The organism is Clostridium sp. D53t1_180928_C8, assembly GCF_015667795.1.
In the GTDB taxonomy this organism is placed as follows: Bacteria; Bacillota; Clostridia; order Clostridiales; family Clostridiaceae; genus Clostridium.
Genome location: NZ_JADPEL010000008.1, coordinates 1 through 20,360, shown reverse-complemented (window position 1 = coordinate 20,360; position 20,360 = coordinate 1). Strand labels below are relative to the sequence as shown.

Sequence of the window (20,360 nt, the reverse complement as noted above, 5' to 3'; positions counted from 1 at the left end):
TTAACATGGTTTTATTTTTTTTATACAAAATGTATTTACTTAATAATTTTTGACTGTGTTAACAATGTTAATACAGCATATAAAAAAACGATACAGGGAAAATTAATGTCAGAAGCAAGGGAGGAGATAAAATGTTAAAAAAAATATTAAAGTATTTTAGTATGATTACTGCTCCAATAGCTATTTTGGCATTAATAGCATATTTTAGTGTTTTGAAATTGCCAGAAAAAATATATATCAATGATAGTATGGAAGTATCAGATATATCTGTTAATAATCAAGGTGTACTTAATACTGTAAAACTATCAAAGGATAAAGTAAACATTGATTTTTTAGGACTGATTCCAATAAAATCAGTTGCAGTACAGAAGCTAGATGATATAAAATTATATCCTGGTGGAACAAGTGTAGGAATAAAGTTATCTACTGAAGGTGTGTTGGTTGTTGGTTTTTCTGAAGTTGAAACTAGAGGTGGAACTGAAAGTAGTCCAGCAAAAGTAGCAGGATTACAATTAGGAGATGTATTACTTAAAGTGGATGGAAAAGAAATTCAAGGATCTAAACAATTAGGAACTTTAATAAAAGAGTGCGATAGTAGCGTAGTAAATGTAGAGTTTATGCGTCAAGGATGTAAGTTTAATAAAGATATTGAACTTGTTAAAGAAGGTGAAAATTATAAACTAGGTCTTTGGGTTAGAGACTCAACAGCAGGTATAGGAACATTAACTTTCTATCATGAAGGTAGCGATACATTTGGTGCACTAGGTCATCCTATTACAGATGGAGATACTAATACTACATTTACAATTAAAGATGGCGATTTATTATCAGCATCAATATTAAGTGTGCGTAAAGGTGAAAAAGGTGTTCCTGGTGAATTAAGGGGATTATTTGTAAATGAGAAAAGTGCTATAGGAACAATTCAAAGTAATTCTTCTTCAGGAATATTTGGAAGTACTAATAAACCTTTAGTAAATCCTAATTTTAGTGAGCCAATGTCTGTAGGGTTTAGAAATGAAGTTGTAGAAGGACCTGCTACTATAATAACTACTGTAGGAGAAGAAGGTCCAAAAGAATATGACATAGAAATTGTTAAGTTACTACAACAAGATAAGTGTGGACCTAAGAGTATGATAATTAGAGTTACAGATGAAGAACTTCTAAGTAAAACAGGAGGAATAGTTCAAGGAATGAGTGGTAGTCCAATAATACAAAATGGAAAAATTGTCGGTGCTGTTACTCACGTTTTAATTAATAAGCCTGATATTGGATATGGAATATATATCGAATGGATGCTTGAAGAAGCAGGGATTATAAATTAAAATAAATTTAGAAAATTATCAACAAGATATAGCTAAAATAACATGGAAAAAATGCTATATCTTGTTGTTTTAAAACTTATACATTAATCAACACAAAATTTCTTAACATTTTCCTAAAAAAATTTCAAAATAATGTAAAATAAACTATTATTATTTTAAAATTTATGTTATAATATAATCAATGAAGTTAAAAAACAACTAAATATAACTTAATTTAAATATAAAATGTAACCGTAATAAATAAGTTATGTGGGAAATTGGAAATGTAAAATTTTCAAATAAGATATTCTAGTGGGTAGAAAGGGAGAGAAAAGATGGATGGAAATAAGATTTCAGTAATTATTGCTGATGATAACAAAGAATTTTGCAGTATTTTAAATGATTATCTTTTAAATCAAAGAGACATCGTAGTAACAGGAATTGCCAAGGACGGTAGAGAAGCTTTAACACTAATTGAGGAAAAACAACCTGATTTAGTAGTTTTAGACATTATAATGCCTCATTTAGATGGATTAGGAGTTTTAGAAAAATTAAATTCAATGAATTTAGAAAAATTCCCTAGAATAGTTGTATTATCTGCAGTTGGACAAGATAAGATAACACAAAGAGCTATAACTTTAGGTGCAGATTATTATGTTGTAAAACCATTTGATATGGATATTTTCACTAAACGTATAAGAGATATGTTTAATGATACTTTAGCAGTGGATAATGAACCTGTTAAAAAACAAGTGGCAATGACAACAAGCGAAATAATAAATACAAATACTAGAGGTCCTGTTGATTTAGAAACTGAAATTACAAACATAATTCATGAAATAGGTGTTCCAGCACATATTAAAGGGTATATGTATTTAAGAGAGGCTATAACAATGGTTGTTAATGATATGGAATTATTATCAGCTGTAACTAAAGAATTATATCCTTCAATAGCTAAGAAGTACAATACTACAGCTTCAAGAGTTGAAAGAGCAATCAGACATGCTATAGAAGTTGCTTGGGGAAGAGGACAAATTGAAGCAATTAACAAGCTATTTGGATACACAGTTCACAATGATAAAGGCAAGCCTACTAATAGTGAATTCATTGCAATCATTGCAGACAAGCTAAGATTAAAGAATAAAGTATCTTAATTGGTTATAAGCTAGAAATGTCAAGGTTTTAACAAGTGAGTTATAAATTATCAATTAGATAAAGCATAGCTACAAACATATTTTTATAGCTACAAACTAAATTAAAAATATTAAAGACACATTCTATTTGTTGCTTATTAAGTAACAAATTTAGAAGTGTCTTTTTTTTGCAATACTAACTAAAAACATACCAATTTAATAATACCAAAATGTTATTTATAGAGATTCTACTTTTAATGTTATTAACATTCCTATCAGAACTAATATTCCTAATAATAATGTCAAAATGATTCTCCTATTTGACTTTAAGTCTAAAAAATTTTAAATTCTTTTAACCTATCTAAAGAAATTGATGAGAAGCTTTCTACTAAGCTAGAGTTTAATTCAATTGCTATAACCTCCAATTTTGTATTTTTTTCATACTGATAAATCTATGTAATTTTAAAATTCCTAGGTGTTTATGTTTTTTATAAGTAAGTTTTAATTTAACATTTTGATAGTCATAATAAAGTCATAAAATATTCATTTATATATCATAATTTGATGAAATAATATGTTTATCAAGAAATAATTAGAAGAAAAAAGTTAGTTTTAAGAAGTATTACTTAATTTTAATAATATTAAAGAAATCCATACTATTACAATTACAATTTTATAAGATTTCTTTAATAGAACTTCTAATTAATAAATTGTAGATTAGAAAAATAAAAGAGGAGATGGAAAATATGTGGAACAAAAATGATAGGTTTGAAGAACAAGATGAGAGAAGATTAGATGCAAAGAGCTTAATTGGAGAGGAAATAAGTGATCAAGATTATAAAATAACTGTAGAAGAGTTTATAAGTGCATCGAATAAAAAGGTTAAAATAAAAAATAAATTTATGATTGCTTTGATAGCAAGTATCTCTATATCAGTATTTACTATTGGATGTAGCAATAATAATAGAATAAAGTTTGAAGATAAGAATGATAAAGAGCTTAATTCTTATGAAGTACATGAAAAAGAAGATGATAAGAATAAAGAAAAAAATGATGATAAAGAAAAAGAGATGTTTGGTGAAGAAGCAACGCCAGCATTGAAATTTGAATAGAGAGTTAACATATAAAAGATATAAGGAGAAAGATTATAATGATAACTTTAAAAAATATTAGCAAAAGATTTGATAATGTACAAGTATTAAAAAATTTAAATATAGAGATTAAAGGAGGATTAAATTTTATAGTTGGACCTTCAGGAAGTGGAAAATCTACTTTGTTAAAAATAATAAGTGGTATGGATAATGATTATGAAGGAGTAGTAGCTTATAATGGTAAAATTATTAAAAATTTTAATGATGAGGAGATGAATTCGTATTATTACAACTCTGTAGGTTTTATATGGCAAAACTTCCAGCTTATAAATCACTTGTCTGTAGAGGATAATATAAAGGTTGTACTAGAATTAGAAAATTTAAGTAGTGATGAAAAAGAAAGAAAGGTAGCTAATATATTAATAAGATTATCAATTGAAAAATTAGCTAAGAAAAGCGTATCTACATTATCAGGTGGTCAAAAGCAAAGGGTAGCTATTGCTAGAGCTCTAGTGAAGGACCCTGAAATAATAATTGCAGACGAACCTACAGGCGCATTAGATAAAAAAACATCTAACTTAATGATGAATGCATTAAGTAAAATAGCTAAAGAAAGAACTGTAATAGTAGTTACTCATGATAAATCTTTAGTAACAGAGGATAGCAATTGTTTTTTATTAAAAGATGGAACAATAAGTCAGCTTTCTGATGGTAATAAGGTAAAAGAGTCTTTAGAAAAGATAAGAAAAGTAAAACCATCACTATCAATAGGAAGAGCTGCTGCTCAAGGAGTTAAGAATTTTAAAGGATTATTCACGAAGTTTGTTTTAACATCACTTATATTAATGCTAGCTTCATATTTCTTATTATTAAGTTTAAGTGGCACAGTAGTAAATGAACAACAAGAAATTTTAAATAAACTTATAGAAGAGAAAGGAGATACATTAAGAGATATAAGTTTGATTACTAAGGTAGTATCTGCGGGAGGAACGTCTATTGAGAATGAAGAGGGTGAGATACAACCTAAACTCGATATAGAGCAAGATGTATCTCAAGTATTAAAAAAATATAAGAATGATAAAAGAATAGAATATCTTATTCCTTTAGATATAATTAGTAATATGAAAGTTACTATAGATGATGTTATTACAGATTATAGTGTTAAAAATAGTAATACTTCACTTTGGGTAAATAATGTAATAGAAGGAAGAATGCCAAATGAAGAAGGTAGAGAAGTTGCAGTAAGTAATTTGTTTGTTAAAAATTTGAATTTAAAACCAGAAGATATTATAGGGAAAAATATTTCAATTTTAGGAGAAGGATATGATTGGACAACAGGTGAGCCTAAATTAGTAGATATTAAGCTTGAAAATGTACTGGTAGTTGGAGTAGTAGATACATCTGTAGAATATGTAAGTCCATATGGTGAAAAAAGTATAGATGAATTAGAAGATTCATTTGTATATAGTTTAGATATTGTTAGAGAAATTAGAGAACAAAATAAAAAGAATTCAGATAATATTTCATTTACTATAAGAGTTAAGGATATTAAGGATATTATGGATATAGTTGAAGAACTAAATAAAGATGGACTAACTCCTATGGGAGAGTTTGAAACAGTACAAGATATATTAAGGATAAGTGATTCAACTAAAGAACAATCAAGCTCACTTACTATAATAATAGCTGCTATAGCTATAGTAGTTACATTAGCAGTTACTATAATAAATGGATATCTAAGAAAATCAGAGTTTGCAATATTAAAGATAAATGGATATTCAAAGGGAAGTATAATAAATCTTAATATTATGGAGTATTTATTAATTTCAATAGTCTCAGCTATTATTTTTTTAATTGCATTACCAGTTATAAATAATATGTCAAAATCAATCTTAGATATGGCGGTATCAGGTTTTAATTCTACAATATTAGGTTTAGCTGTAGTTTTAGTATTAGGATTAGTTATGGGAATAATATCAGCATTTATAACAGCTAATATTAATATAACAAATAATTTAATGAGTGGTGATAGATAATGATTAGTTTAAAAAATTTAAATAAAAGCTTTAAGGATATAGAAATCTATAAAGATGTTAACTATAATTTTAAAGAAAATAAATTAACTTGTTTTTTGGGGGCGAGTGGCTCAGGGAAAACTACACTATTAAATTTAATTGCAGGATTTGATACTGAATATACTGGAGAAATAGAAGTTGAAGGTCTAAAGTTAAGTGATTTATCTCTAGACAAGCTTTGTGAGTATAGATTTAATAATATAGGTTTTATATTTCAAAATTACAATTTGTTAAAGGGATATACTGCTTTTGAAAATGTGCTTATGGGAATTCATCTTAATAGTAATGATACTGAAGGAGACAAGATAAAGAGGGCTTTAGAGTTATTAAGCTCTCTAGGTATTGAAGATAAAAGAAATCAGAAGGTTGAAACACTAAGTGGAGGTCAGAAACAAAGAGTTGCAATAGCTAGAGCTTTAGTGAATAATCCTAAAATAATATTAGCTGATGAGCCAACAGGAGCTTTAGATAGCGAAGCTACAAAAGCTATAATGAGTATACTAAAGGATATAGCTAAGGAGAAAACAGTTATTATAATAACTCATGATGAAGAAGTAGCTGAATATGCAGATGAGATTATAGAACTTAAGGATTATAATATAGTTACAAAAAAAACAGTAGAAAATAGTAAAGAAGTTGCAGTTACAAGAGAAGATGAAAAAAAGAAGTCAGAGGAGCCTAAACTATCAAAGAAAGTTTCAACTAACCTAAGTTTAAAGAATTTTAAAATACATTTTTTAAAGTTTATAATAGCGGCACTTATAATAGCTTTTGGATCTGCAGCCTTTGTAGGTGCACTGTCTTCGAAAAAAATAACAAGAAGGGTTATAGAAGAATTTAAAACTAAGAATTTTTTTTATAACATAGGTCAAGCTCCTGTAGATAAAAAGACAGAGAAGACTCCAGAAGAAATATTAAGTATATTAAAAGGTAGAAATGATATAGAAAGTATATATTATCAATATGATTTGGGAAATATAACGTTAGTAAATGGTGATAATACTATCAATATTGGAAATAAGATACCTACAGTATTATCAAAAGAAAGCTTAGCATATGGAGTAATGCCAAAAGCTACAGAAAATGAAATAGCAATTGCAATAAATATAGCAAATAGGTTAGCACAAGATGTAAAATCTCTATTAGGTAAAGAAGTAAAACTTAAATATACAGATAAAAATGGTAAAATAGAAGAAGTAAAACTAAAGGTTTGTGGTTTAACTAATTCACAATATCAAGATTTTATAATTAGTAGAGATATTGAAAAGGAAATTTATAATAATACTAATATCGATAAAGATAATGTAGCAGCAATATCCTTTGATATAAAAAACTTTGAAGAAATATCAAAGATAGATAAAGAGTTAAAGGATTCTGGAATTGGTGTATACACAAGAGCAGAAGAAGTTGATTCATTCCAAAATTCTTTTGTTAAATTAATGAAACTATATACAGCTTTATCTTATATAATTTTAATAGTAGCAATGGCAATAAGTTCAGTTATGTTGTATAAGGTTTCTATAGAAAGATATTTGGAAGTAGGTCTTCTTGGAGCATTAGGATATAAGATGATAAATATAAATAGAATTATGTTTAAGGAGAGTATATATTTTGCAACTCTTTCAACAATAATATCATTTATATTTATAGTTTTATTAGAATTATTATATAAAGTGCAGTTTGGTTATGGTTTATCATTAAATATAATATCATTTGTGATATTAATAGTAATAAATATTATTTTAACTATGGGATTATCTAATTTAATAAATATTAAATTAATAAAGACAGAGCCAGCAAAAGCCTTAAGAATTTAAGTAAACACAAAAGGTGAAAATTAGATAGTGTATTTTTAGTGTTGAATAAAGTAATATTTTCATTTTTGCTGAAAGCAAACTTTTTAACTTAGTCGTAGTATAGAGAACTGTAAGAGGTGGATTATGAAGAATAAAATTGTATTGGTAGTAGAGGATGAAGAAAAGATAAATAAGATGGTTTGTGACTATTTTAAGTTTAATGATTTTAGTGTAATAAGTGCTTCTGACGGTATGGAAGCAGTAGAAAAGTTTAATTACCATATAGATTTAGTTATTTTAGATGTTATGTTACCAAAGTTAGATGGATTTACAGTTCTTAGACGAATTAGAAAAAAATCTAATGTGCCTGTTATTATGTTAACAGCTAGAAGCGACGATGAGGATATTTTAATGGGATATGAATTAAAGGTAGATGATTATGTTACAAAGCCTTTTAACTTGGAGATATTGGTTGCAAAATCTAAAGTATTATTAAATAGAATAGATTTAATAGAAAGTACTAAAAGTAATATAAAAGAAAATATATTAGATTATAATGGAATAAAAATTGATAAGCTTAAGATGGAATCATATATAGATGGAGAAATAATCGAGTTGGAGCCTAAACAATTTGATATTCTAGAGTATCTTATGGAAAATAAAAATATTGTTATATCTAGAGAAAAACTTTTAGAGGCTAAATGGGGATATGATTATTTCGGAAATACTAGAGTAGTAGATGCACAAATAAAGAAGCTTAGAAAGAGTTTGAAGCATAAATCTTATTGTATAAAAACTGTATTTGGAGTTGGATATAAATTTGAAGTTGACTAAGGTTATAAATAAAAGTATTGCATCTAAATTTTTCTTAATGAATCTAGTTATTTTAATTTGTATTGTAGGATCACAATTGATATTTCAAGCTTTATATTTTGAAAAATACTATATAGGGAAAAAAGAAAATAAATTAGAAAAATCATTAAGTAGCTTTAAAGAATTTTTAAGTATACCTAGAACAAATGAAGCGATTATAAATTTTATCAATGATACGAAAAAAAGTGATAATATAGCTTTATCTTATAGAGATTTAAGTTTGACAAAGGGATTTTCCTTAGAAACTTATATGGGACAAAGGCAAATTGTAATTAAAGATTATGAAAATAATAAAGAGTATAAAGTTATATTAGGAGATCAGTTTCCAAAAATTAAAATAAAAAAGGGAGATACAGTTCAAGTTTATGGTGTAATAAATGAATTTGGATACCTTTTTGCAGAATCTATTATGATAAATGGAAATACTATTTCCCCATATTATAATATTATACCAAGTCAAACATTAGATACACAAAAATCTATTTTGGCATTACCTTCTTATGAAGTACCTATAGGTGAAGATAATTATATTGAGGGTAGTATTGAGTATGTTATACCTGAAGATAATTCATATTATATTTTAAGTAATGCAGATTTATTTTTAGATTATGAAGTTAGGAGTAACATATTTTCAAAGAGTAAATATACAACTAAAGCTAATGCATTAAATAACATAGGTGAAATATTACTTGTTAGTGAAAAAATATCAAATGGATATTTAATTGCTATAACTCCTTTAACTGAAGTTAATGATGTGTTTGGGACTATGAATAGTTACTATTTAATAATTTTTACAGTAGCATTTTTAGTAGTTATAAGTGTTTCATTAGTTTACTCTAGATTCATGACTAAGCCTTTAGTAGAGATGAGTAATATAGCAAGGAAGATATCAGAATGTGATTTTCAATATAAATATAATGTTAAAAGTGAAGATGAAATGGGGGTGTTAGGAAATTCTTTAAATTTAATTTCAAGTAATTTAGAAAAAAGCTTAAGTGAATTGCAAGAAGCAAACGGAAAACTTAAGAAAGAGATGGGTATAAAGAATATTCAGGAAGAAAAACGCAAGGAGCTTATAGCTAATATTTCTCATGAGCTTAAGACACCTATAACTATAATACAGGGAAGTATAAATGGTGTTAAAAGCGGAATGTATACTGAAGATATGTATGAAGATATCCTAGAAGAAACAAATAAGATGAATGAGCTCGTAAAGGAAATGTTAGAGATATCAAAGTTAGAATCTAATTCATTTATTTTAAATAAAGAACCTTTTGATTTAGGTAGCATTTTTTTAAAGGAAAAAGATAAGCTAAAATCGATGATTCAAGAGAAAAATTTAATTATAAATTGTAATGATTTTGATGAAATAATAGCCTTTGGAGATGAAAAGAGAATAAATCAAGTAGTAACTAATCTTTTAACTAATGCAATTAAATATACTCCAGATGGTGGAAAAATAAATGTATTAATAAAATTGAATGAAGAAGACCAATGTGTATTTGAAATAGAGAACTTTGGAGTTACATTAACAAAAGAAGAGATAGAAAAGATATGGGACCCATTTTATAGGAAAGAACAATCAAGAAATAAAAGGTTCGGAGGAACAGGGCTTGGTTTATCAATAGTAAAAAGGATATTAGAAGTACATCATAGTAATTTTGGAGTAGAAAGTACAGAAAACAGCGTAAAGTTTTACTTTACAATACAAAAATGTATGGCATATTGAGTAAATTAATTTAAAATAGTGATCAAAGTAATTAAATAATGACTTTAAGCTGTAATATAAATATGTACTCTCAAAATCTATTATCAGAAATGTTAATAAGAAAGTAATATAAATACTATGAGAGGTTTTATGAAGATGAGAAAGTTATGGGAAAATATAATTTTATCTGAAAATGATTATGAATATTTGACTAAGGGAATAGCATTTGGAGTTGGGATAGGAATAATAGTAGGTGCTATATGTGAGAATATAATTTTATTTTTTGCACTTGGTGGAGTTATTGGTATATTAGGAGCAGTTATATTATCTATAGTAAAAAATAAAGAAACGTAGAAAATATAATTTAATGAATTCTTTTATTACATATATATTATTTAGAAAATAAAAACTCTTACTTGTATTTAGATGTACATATAAGAGTTTTTTATATTACTAAAAGGAGAATTAAAAAAGTGGTCAAAAAGTCACTAAAAACGCATAAAAAGTAGTAAAAAAGATTAAAATTTAAATGTTTTTATATAATTACTATCAATAAATAAGTAAAAATAACACTTCTAAATAAGTAAATTAATAGTATATATCAATAAGAATTTTTAAGAGGAAGTTATGGCTAATTATACAGTAAATGCAGGATTAAATAATATATTTATTCCAATAACAGAAACGGTAGCTAATATAGTAGATAATAGTGGTGGTAGTGATGCATATGGAACAATAACAGTAGAATCAAATAGAACCACACCACTTACTATGAATATAAATGGTTTGAATTTTGGAAATGTAATAAACCAAGAGGCATGTATTGACTTTGGAAATAATAATTTACAAGACAATAAGCTAATATATTCAGGAAACAATGTTATAATTAATAATTCAGGTGCAAGTGGTGAGACAAATAAAAATTATGCTATTAGGGTAGTAAAAGGAACAAAACTTACAGTAATAGCACAGGATTCCAGTTCTAAGTTGAAATGTCAAGGGTATCATTCAGGAGCAGGAATAGGTGGAAATTATGCAGAAAATGGAGGTAATATAACCATTGATGGAGAAGGGACTTTAGATATAATAGCAGGATATAGTGCCGCTGCAATAGGTGGAGGTGGTGGCATATATGTAGACGATGAAGTGATAGGCGGGAATTCGGGATATATAATAATAAAAGGAAACGGAATAATTACAGCTACAAGTGATGCAGATGGAGCTGCAATAGGTTCAGGAAGTTTGGGAGTGGCTGAAAATATAACAATTCAAGGTACTGTTGAAGTTAATGCAATAAATAATGGATTTGGAGCTGGAATAGGAGGTGGACAAAATGGAAGAAGTGAAAATATTATTATAACTGGTTCTCCTAAGATAGTTGCTAAAGGTGGCGGTGGTGCAGCAGGAATAGGTGGTGGTTACTTAGGTAAATCATTAAATATTACAATATCAATAGTCAATCCAGGAAAGATAACAGCAACTGGTGGTGACTTTGGAACATTTTCAGGAAATGGTGGAGCTGGAATAGGTGGTGGAGATGGCAATGAAACCTATGGTGGAGATTCTAGGAATATAAGTATAAGTGGAACAGGATTAATAACAGCTATAGGAGGAAGAGGTGCAGCAGGAATAGGTAGTGGTAATTTCGGAAATAGTACAACCATATCAATAAATATTGAAGAGCCTGGATTAATAAAGGCAACAACTGTTAATTTTAATGGAGCTGGAGCAGGAATAGGTTCTGGTTCGAGTAATGGAACCTATGGTGGAAATTCAGGAAATATAAGCATAATTGGAACAGGTAAAATAGAGGCAATAGGTGGAGAAAATCCAGGGGTTGGACAAGGTTATGGTGGAGCTGGAATTGGAGCTGGAAATCTAGGTACAACTGGAAGTATATTTATAAATATTACATCACCAGGAACGATAGTTGCAACGGGAGGAAAGCAAGGAGCTGGAATTGGTGGAGGTTGTGGTAATGGAATTATAGGAGGAGATGCTGGAAATATAACAATATATGGAACAGGAAATGTAAAAGCCAGAGGTGGAGATCAGGGAGCTGGAATTGGTGGTGGATTCAATGGAGATGCAAGCAGTATAGGAGTTGTAGGAGCTATAAATATAGATGCTACTGGTGGAGATTATGGAGCAGGAATAGGCGGTGGGGATTATGGCTGTGGGGGTCTTGTAATTGTAGTAGGATGGGGAATGATATTAGCTGTAAATGGTGGAGGCATTGTACCAGATACTCCACAGGACATTGGAAAAGGTGGACACTGCCCTAATGGACCTATGGATGTAGTACTTTCAAATCCAAATTTTAAAAACGTGAATAATCCTGTACTTGTTAAAATTAAAATTTTATTAAAGGGACAACCGTATTCTAATAATCCTATAACTTTAATAATAGGAAAAAATAGTGCTCTTAGACTTGATACAAAGACAGATAATGATGGGTATGTATATTTTTATGCTACTGAAGGTACTTATGCTTTTACAGCAACAGATGGAAGCTATAGCTTAGGAGAAAAATATTTTACAGTTCCACTTATGAATAATGTACCTGTAGAACTAGTATTTTCAGGTAGTACAAACGTATTAAGAGGGATAAATTTATTTGGAATAAAAAAATAGATATATAATGAATTTTTTTAGACACCTACTCAATTTAATATTAACGAGAGGTGTCTTCTTTTTTTTCCTCAATTTTCATTTCTTTTTCTAATACAAATGTCATAATTATTCTAATAATAAAAACTGAAGCTAATATTACAAGTTCATCCATACTTTTTATAGTAACAGTTTTTAATATTTCAGCAGCTAATTTAAAATCTAAGGTTGTAATCATAATATCTGCAAATTCATATTTAATATTAACCTCTTTCTTAAAAAATCTTTTCTGAATATAGTGAAAAAAGGCTGTAAAAACTCCTAAAGTTAATATTAAAATTCCCATAAGTTCAAATAAATGAATAAGTATAGGTAAAAATTTATTAAATAAATCTTCCAAAATATAAACCACCTCAACTAAATAATATATATAAATTACCCTAAAAATAAATATATTATTACATCTTTAGATAATTAATATTAATATAATAATAGGAATAATTATGTTGTTTTAAAATAATTAAATATAGGAAAACTAAGAGTAAAGAATGTTAAAAAGGAGAGAAGTATGGAGAAAAATAAACTAAGAGAAATACAAAATGAACTTTTAATTTATGAAAGACCATCAATTTATTTAGAGGAAATAAAAGAGTCACTTAAAAATACACCATTAGAAATATTAACAACTTTAGAGACAATAGAGCAAAATAAAGAGTTTCATCCAGAGGGAAATGTATGGAATCACTTAAAGCAAGTAGTTGATACTGCAGCTAAAATTAAAGATTTTGCAAATGATAAGGGAACGTTTATGCTAGGTGCTTTATTACATGATTTAGGTAAAAGTACAACAACTAAAAGAAATAAACAAGGCAGGCTTATATCTTACAATCATGATACTGAAGGAGAAAAAATAGCAGATAAAATATTAACATATTATGATTATAAAAATGATGAAAAAGAGAGAATATTAAATTTAGTAAAGTATCATATGCATCATCTTTATATAATTAAAAACTTACCTTTTGCTAAAACAGAAAATTTAGTAAAGGAGGTAGATTTAAATGATATGATTTTAATGTTTGTAAGTGATAGATTAGGAAGAGGTCAAGTTGAAAAAGAAAAAAAACTAAATGAAATTGAAGATATTAAAAAGGTTATAGAAATATTAGAGATAAATTATAGTTTGGATTTAAAAGAAATTAAAGAAAAAATTGAAAAGATTAAAAAATATATATAAAAATATAATTTACATATATTCACTTATGAATATACTTGAAAATCCCATCATATTATTAAGATATAACAATATGGAGGTGTTTTCAGTGAATATTATAAGTAAATTAAACTTAAATAAAAAGGAAAATAAATTTTTTTATTTAATGGTTTTTATATTTTTCTGTGTTGGAATAGCATTGGGTACATATATAGTAAAATATATGAATGCAAATGATGTAACTGATCTTACAAGCTATTTTTCTACATTTACAGAAAGTATTGTTAAGGATCCAGTAAATAATAAGGTTTTATTATTAAATGTACTCAAGAAAAATTTAGTACTTATAACAATAATAATAGCTTTGTCCTTTACCGTATTTGGGACACCAGTAATTTTACTAGTAGATCTTGTAAAAGGATTTACATTAGGATATACCTTTAGTTTTCTGATTTCAACTTTTGAAGGGAAAGGATTATGGCTTGCTTTAGCCTCTACAATACCACAGAATATTATTTATATTCCTTGTTTTATTGCATTAAGTATAGTTGGAATTGAATTTTCTTCAACAAAACTTAAAGATAGGTTCTTTAATAAAGGTAAAGTAAATACAATAGTAGAGAGAGAACTAATTTTAAAGATAGGGGTATTTGCATGTGTATTTATTATCGGTACTTTTATTGAAGCATATATTTGTCCAAATATTATTAAGTTCGTAGTAACAAATGTTTATAAAGTTGTTTAATAAATAGATAATTATAAAAGGAAATTAAAAGCAAGTGTCGAATAATAATAAATAAGGTGGGAATGGGGAGAATTATGAAAGAGATAGTAAATGAATATAGGGAATCATTACTTCAAAGCCATAAAAGTGATAATACTGTTTATGCTTATGTAACTGATGTAAATTTATATATTAAATATCTAAATAGTAAAGATATATATTTAGACGAAACTGATAATGAGACTGTTAAAAATTATATAGATCATCTTTTAGAAGAAGGAAAATCTGAAAGATCTATAAGTAGAATAGTAATTAGTCTAAGAAGTTTTTATAATTATTTAAAAGATCAAAAAATAATTAGAGATATACCAAAGATATATTATAAGAGTACGGATCAATCTAAAAAGCTTCCAGAGATATTAACTGTCGAAGAAGTGGATAAGATAATTAAAATTGTTGATAAGGACTGTAATAAGGGGATAAGAGACAATGCTTTATTAGAGTTAATGTATGCAACTGGTATGAAAGTATCTGAAATAATTAACTTATCAGTAGAAGATGTAAACCTTGATTTACTTTATGTTAGATGTCATGATAATAAAAATTATGAAAGACTTATACCAATAGGAAGAAGTGCGGAATCAGCATTAAAAGAATATTTAGGTATAAGAGATATAATTGCTTCAGCTGGAGTACCAAATTTATTTGTGAATTTAAATGGAAATCAATTAACTAGACAAGGAGTTTGGAGAATAGTAAAAGAATATTCTCATAAAGCTGGAATAAATAAGGATGTTAATTTAAATACCTTTAGACATTCTTTTGCTGTACATTTATTACAAAATGGTGCAAATGTAAGAGCAGTACAAAAACTTTTAGGAAATCAAGTATTAACCTATATGGATACTTACTATGAAATAATAAATAATGATAAAATAAACTTAGTTTATAAGAACTCCCATCCAAGAGCTTAAGAGCTTTGAAAAAGGGGCTTTATATACGAAAGGAGAAAACAATATGAAGAAAGCTATATTAATAGTATTAGATAGTGTTGGAGTTGGAGAATTAAAAGATGCCAGAAGTTATGGCGATGAAGGAAGTCATACATTAGACAATGTATATAGGACTTGTAAAGGTCTTAAAATAAATGAATTAGAGAAATTAGGAATAGGTAATATTGAAGGTGTAACTGCTCCTAAAAAATGTGATGAAGCTATAGGAGCTTTTGGTAGATGTGAAGAAGCATCTAAAGGAAAAGATACTGTAACAGGGCATTGGGAGATAAGTGGAGTTATACTTGAAGAACCTTTAAATACTTATCCAGAAGGATTCTCTGATGATATAATAAATGAGTTTAAAAAGAGAGCAAATGTTGAAGGTATTTTAGGTAATATAGTAGCTTCAGGAACTCAAATAATTGAGGATTTGGGAGAAGAACATGTAAAAACAGGATATCCTATAATATATACTTCAGCAGATAGTGTATTTCAAATTGCAGCACATGAAGATGTAATTCCATTAGAAAGATTATATAAAATGTGTGAAATAGCAAGAGAAATGCTTGTTGATAAATGGGCAGTAGGAAGAGTTATTGCAAGACCTTTTATTGGCGAAGCTCCAAACTTTAAAAGAACTTCTAACAGAAGGGATTATGCATTAGATCCATTTAATAAAACTATGCTTGAATATTTAAAAGATGCAAATTATGAAGTTGCAGCTGTTGGTAAGATAGAAGACATTTATAATCAAAAGGGTATTACAAGTGCAGTTCATACTAAGAGCAATATGGATGGTGTAGATAAGACTTTAGAATACATGGACACTGTAAAAGAAGGACTTATCTTTACAAATTTAGTTGACTTTGATATGTTATATGGACACAGAAATGACCCACAAGGATACGGAAAAGCACTTGAAGATTTTGATAATAGATTACAAGAAATCTATGGGAAAATGGGCGAGGAAGATATCCTTATAATTACAGCAGACCACGGCTGCGATCCAACTACTAGCAGTACAGATCACTCAAGAGAACACATACCAGTTCTTGTATATGGTAAAAATGTTAAGTCAGGAGTTAATATTGGTACAAGAGAAACATTTGCTGATATAGGAAAAACTATATTAGATTTCTTTAACGTAGAAAATGAATTAGTAGGTAAAAGTTTCTTGAAGGATATAGTTAGATAGCTAGAGGAGGAAAGACTTATGAGAATGTATGATTTAATAATGAAGAAAAGAAAAGGTGAAGAACTAACAACAGAAGAAATTAACTTTTTTGTTGATGGATTTACTAAAGGAGAAATTCCTGATTATCAAGCATCAGCTATGCTTATGGCAATTTTCTTTAATAAGATGAATAAGAGAGAAACAGCAGATTTAACTAATGCAATGGTTGAATCAGGAGATAAAATAGATTTAAGTAATATAAATGGAATAAAGGTAGATAAACATTCTACAGGTGGAGTTGGAGATAAAACTTCAATTTGTTTAACACCTTTAGTTGCATCATTAGGAATTCCAGTTGCTAAAATGTCAGGAAGAGGCCTTGGTCATACTGGAGGAACTATTGATAAGCTAGAGACATTTGAAGGTTTTTCAGTTGAGCTAACAGAAGAAAAGTTCATGGAAAATGTTAATAAAATCAATATTGCTATAATGGGGCAAAGTGGAAACTTAGTTCCAGCAGATAAGAAGCTATATGCATTAAGGGATGTTACTGCTACAGTAGATAATATGTCTTTAATAGCATCGAGTATAATGAGTAAAAAATTAGCTTCAGGTGCAGATGCAATAGTTTTAGATGTTAAAGTTGGCGATGGTGCATTTATGAAAACACCAGAAACAGCTAAAGAATTAGCACAAGAAATGGTTGATATCGGAAAGCATTTAGGAAGAGAAACTATTGGAGTTATATCTGATATGGATCAACCTTTAGGATATGCTATAGGAAATAGCTTAGAAGTTAAAGAAGCAATAGAGTTATTAAAAGGGAATGGACCTAAAGATCTTCTAGAATTAACATTAACAATTGGTTCAAATATGTTACTTTGTGCTAAAAAAGCAGAAAGTATTGAAGAAGCAAGAAAAATGCTTATGGAAAATATAGAAAATGGAAAAGGCTTAGAAAAGCTTAAAGATTTTGTTAAGGCACAAGGAGGAGATGTTTCTCCAATTGATGACTATAGCAAGTTCCCACAAGCAAAATATATAGAAAAAGTTACTTCACCTGTAGATGGTTATATCACAAAAATTAATGCTGAGGCATTTGGACTTATAGCTATGGAATTAGGAGCAGGTCGTGCAACTAAGGAAAGTGAAATTGATTTAGCAGTAGGAATAGTGTTAAATAAAAAGAGAGGCGAAAAAGTTAATAAAGGAGATGTTCTAGCATACATACATTCAAATAGTGAAGAGAAAATTGAAAAGGCTAGAAAAAGCATCTTAGAAAATATAGTTATCGAAGATAGTTATGATTTAAATATTCCATTAATATATGATATAGTGAGATAGTTTTTATTAATTGTTTTTATTTTAGAAATCAGGATCTTGGAAGAGTATACCTTGATTCTGATAAATTATAGGATATTTTAATAGTTATAAAATATGATAAAAAGAATGTAAATTTCTTTTTATCATATTTTTTTATTTTTAGGAAATAATAAGCGTAAAAGGAGGAGAACAAATGAAAAAGAAAATATTTAACAAAATCTCTATTATTCTTTTATGTTTATTATGTTTAAATACAGTTATCCCAATTGCTGCAGTTAAGGAAAATACTGATGAAGGATATCCAAATGAAATCTATACTGCATGCTTAGAGGAAGGAATGAATGTAGATGCAAAATCTGCATTACTTATCGAGCCTATAAGTGGTACAGTATTATATGAAAAAAACCCAGATGAAAAATTTGCACCAGCATCTGTAACTAAAATAATGACTATGCTACTTGCAATGGAAGCAGTAGATAGTGGAAAAATAACTTTAGATGACAAGGTTGTTTGTAGTGAAAATGCAAAGAAAATGGGTGGAAGCACTATGCTTCTTGATATTGGAGAAGTTAGAACAGTAGAAGAATTATTAAAAGGCATAGCTATTGCTTCAGGAAATGATGCGGCTGTAGCTATGGCAGAATTTTTAGCTGGCTCTACTGATGAGTTTGTAAAAGTTATGAACGAGCGTGCTAAAGAATTAGGTATGACTAATACAAATTTCAAAAACTGTAATGGTTTACCAGAGGAAGGGCATGTAACAACTGCAAGAGATATTTCTATAATGTCATTGGAATTATTAAAACATCCTACAATATTAAAATATAGTGGAACATATATGGAAACTATATCTGAAGGAAGAAAGAGTCCAATAGAATTAGTAAATCACAATAAGTTAGTTCGTTTTTTTGATGGTTGTGATGGATTAAAAACAGGATTTACACAAGAAGCTAAGTATTGTATAAGCGCAACTGCTGTTAGAAATAATGTTAGAATGCTTGCAGTAATAATGGGAGCTCCAACATATAAAGTTAGAAATCGTGATGCAAGTATGCTTATGAATTATGGTTTTTCTAAATATGAAGGAAAGAAGTTATTCAATAAAGATGATGATGTAGAAACAGTTTATTTAGGTAAGAGTAATGATAGATTCTTTGTAGCAAAAGCAAAGGATGATTTAGTTATAGTTACATTAAAAGGCAGCGATGGAGAACCAATAAACAAAATAATACTAGATGAAATGAAGGATAGCTACACCGAAGGGGAAGTAGTAGGAAAATGTGAAGTATATCTAGATGATCAAAAGGTTGGAGAAGTTGAATTATACTGTGATAGAGATGTAGAAAAGGGTGGCTTCATAGATAACTTAAAGGATAATATGAAAAACTTATTTAAAAAAGGTGTTTAAAGAAAATTAACATCTTTTAAAGAGATTAAAACATTTTAATAATGGATTAATCTCTTTTTTTATATTAAAATGTAAATGTGGGAAGGTGAGTGTTTTGAAGAAAAAAATAATATGCGCTATTATTATGTTAGGATTATTAACTGGTTGTTCAATTAATAATAATAGTAATGTAAATAGCAATGAAAATACAAATAATGAAGTTGTACAAGGAGAAGAGGCAGTAGAAGAACCTAAAGTATATACTCAATTTACTGCGATGGGGAAAATATATGAATCTACTAAAGATATAAATGCACTAAACGATGGAGATTTAATATATCATGATTATGGGGATATTCCATATGTTGAAGGTGAATATAAAGAAGTAGATTTTGGATTAAATTTGCTAACAGAATATTTAGGTAAGAATCCAGGAGTATATGATTTTATAGTAAGTGACTGGGATAGTACAAGTGAAGAGGTTCAACTTATTTCAGGAGAAGCAAAAGAAGATTGTATGGAAAATGCATATTTTTTAGGTGAGCAATTTGGAGTAGGAGAAAATGATCCTGTTTATTTTAAAGTAGATAAAGTAATTTTACAAGAGAAGTTAGAAGATAGAGTAACATTAGAGTTTAGAGGATATTTATCAGCTACTAACGGTAATTTTAGACCATTAGGTACTTTTACTATTACAGTATATACAAAAGATGATAGATTATATGGATCAATATTATAGGAGCTATAAAAAATAGCTCCTTTTTTGTATAAAAAATGATATTGAAAGATGTGCTAAAATATGTAGAAAAGGCTATAATGAAAATATAAATTTTAATCAAATAAATATTTAATGAAGGTGGTTCAATGGGTAAAGTTTTATTTTTAATCATTTTTCCAATAATTATTTCTTTAATATTATTGATTATTAAAAAAGAAAAATATCGTAGTATAAGATCG

At 27.9% G+C, this 20,360-nt stretch carries 17 protein-coding genes; 16 read left to right on the top strand and 1 reads right to left on the bottom strand.

Annotation, left to right across the window (positions count from 1 at the left end; all coding sequences use genetic code 11):
- The first annotated feature begins 131 nt into the window (after positions 1–131).
- The 9 genes from spoIVB to I4V51_RS07365 all read left to right on the top strand — a co-directional run bounded on the left by spoIVB (position 132) and on the right by I4V51_RS07365 (position 12,611).
- The gene (gene spoIVB, locus I4V51_RS07405; RefSeq protein WP_195987691.1) at positions 132–1,322 is read left to right on the top strand and encodes a SpoIVB peptidase; all 1,191 of its coding nucleotides are present in this window, start codon (positions 132–134) and stop codon (positions 1,320–1,322) included.
- 314 nt (positions 1,323–1,636) lie between these two features.
- Positions 1,637–2,455: a sporulation transcription factor Spo0A gene (spo0A, locus tag I4V51_RS07400; protein ID WP_195987690.1), complete on the top strand. Its 819-nt coding sequence runs from the start codon at positions 1,637–1,639 to the stop codon at positions 2,453–2,455.
- Positions 2,456–3,180: 725 nt separating this feature from the next.
- A complete protein-coding gene (locus I4V51_RS07395; protein WP_195987689.1) occupies positions 3,181–3,546 on the top strand; it encodes a hypothetical protein in 366 nt (121 codons plus the stop codon).
- 38 nt (positions 3,547–3,584) lie between these two features.
- Positions 3,585–5,561, top strand: coding sequence for an ABC transporter ATP-binding protein/permease (locus I4V51_RS07390; protein WP_195987688.1), 1,977 nt, complete (start codon positions 3,585–3,587; stop codon positions 5,559–5,561).
- Entirely contained in the window at positions 5,561–7,417 is a 1,857-nt protein-coding gene (locus tag I4V51_RS07385; protein ID WP_195987687.1) for an ABC transporter ATP-binding protein, read from the top strand. Before I4V51_RS07390 ends, I4V51_RS07385 begins: the two co-directional genes overlap by 1 nt.
- A gap of 123 nt (positions 7,418–7,540) precedes the next feature.
- Positions 7,541–8,230, top strand: a complete 690-nt coding sequence (locus I4V51_RS07380) for a response regulator transcription factor (RefSeq protein WP_195987686.1) — start codon at positions 7,541–7,543, stop codon at positions 8,228–8,230.
- Positions 8,217–9,998 carry a HAMP domain-containing sensor histidine kinase gene (locus I4V51_RS07375; protein ID WP_195987685.1) on the top strand — a complete coding sequence of 594 codons (1,782 nt, stop codon included), beginning with the start codon at positions 8,217–8,219 and terminating at the stop codon, positions 9,996–9,998. The genes I4V51_RS07380 and I4V51_RS07375 overlap by 14 nt, the downstream gene beginning before the upstream one ends.
- 135 nt (positions 9,999–10,133) lie before the next feature.
- Positions 10,134–10,331 (top strand): hypothetical protein, encoded by a 198-nt coding sequence (locus I4V51_RS07370; RefSeq protein ID WP_195987684.1) that lies wholly within the window; start codon positions 10,134–10,136, stop codon positions 10,329–10,331.
- Between the two features lie 273 nt (positions 10,332–10,604).
- The gene (locus tag I4V51_RS07365; RefSeq protein ID WP_195987683.1) at positions 10,605–12,611 is read left to right on the top strand and encodes a hypothetical protein; all 2,007 of its coding nucleotides are present in this window, start codon (positions 10,605–10,607) and stop codon (positions 12,609–12,611) included.
- 40 nt (positions 12,612–12,651) lie between these two features.
- On the opposite strand, the gene I4V51_RS07360 is transcribed toward I4V51_RS07365, so the two are convergent.
- Positions 12,652–12,987, bottom strand: a complete 336-nt coding sequence (locus tag I4V51_RS07360; RefSeq protein ID WP_243281438.1) for a DUF1622 domain-containing protein — start codon at positions 12,985–12,987, stop codon at positions 12,652–12,654.
- Positions 12,988–13,155: 168 nt separating this feature from the next.
- On the opposite strand from I4V51_RS07360, the gene I4V51_RS07355 reads away from it, so the two are divergent.
- From I4V51_RS07355 to I4V51_RS07325, 7 genes are all read left to right on the top strand, one after another.
- On the top strand, positions 13,156–13,824 hold the full coding sequence (locus I4V51_RS07355; protein ID WP_195987682.1) for an HD domain-containing protein: 669 nt from the start codon (positions 13,156–13,158) through the stop codon (positions 13,822–13,824).
- 85 nt (positions 13,825–13,909) lie between these two features.
- Entirely contained in the window at positions 13,910–14,545 is a 636-nt protein-coding gene (gene spoIIM / locus I4V51_RS07350; RefSeq protein WP_195987681.1) for a stage II sporulation protein M, read from the top strand.
- A 74-nt stretch (positions 14,546–14,619) separates the two neighbouring features.
- Complete coding sequence (locus I4V51_RS07345; RefSeq protein ID WP_195987680.1) at positions 14,620–15,498, top strand: tyrosine-type recombinase/integrase; 879 nt, start codon at positions 14,620–14,622, stop codon at positions 15,496–15,498.
- 43 nt (positions 15,499–15,541) lie between these two features.
- Positions 15,542–16,714, top strand: a complete 1,173-nt coding sequence (locus I4V51_RS07340) for a phosphopentomutase (RefSeq protein WP_195987679.1) — start codon at positions 15,542–15,544, stop codon at positions 16,712–16,714.
- 18 nt (positions 16,715–16,732) lie between these two features.
- Positions 16,733–18,037, top strand: a complete 1,305-nt coding sequence (locus tag I4V51_RS07335) for a pyrimidine-nucleoside phosphorylase (protein WP_195987678.1) — start codon at positions 16,733–16,735, stop codon at positions 18,035–18,037.
- A 172-nt stretch (positions 18,038–18,209) separates the two neighbouring features.
- Positions 18,210–19,424 carry a D-alanyl-D-alanine carboxypeptidase family protein gene (locus tag I4V51_RS07330; protein ID WP_195987677.1) on the top strand — a complete coding sequence of 405 codons (1,215 nt, stop codon included), beginning with the start codon at positions 18,210–18,212 and terminating at the stop codon, positions 19,422–19,424.
- A 94-nt stretch (positions 19,425–19,518) separates the two neighbouring features.
- Entirely contained in the window at positions 19,519–20,142 is a 624-nt protein-coding gene (locus tag I4V51_RS07325; RefSeq protein ID WP_195987676.1) for a hypothetical protein, read from the top strand.
- Positions 20,143–20,360: the final 218 nt, after the last annotated feature.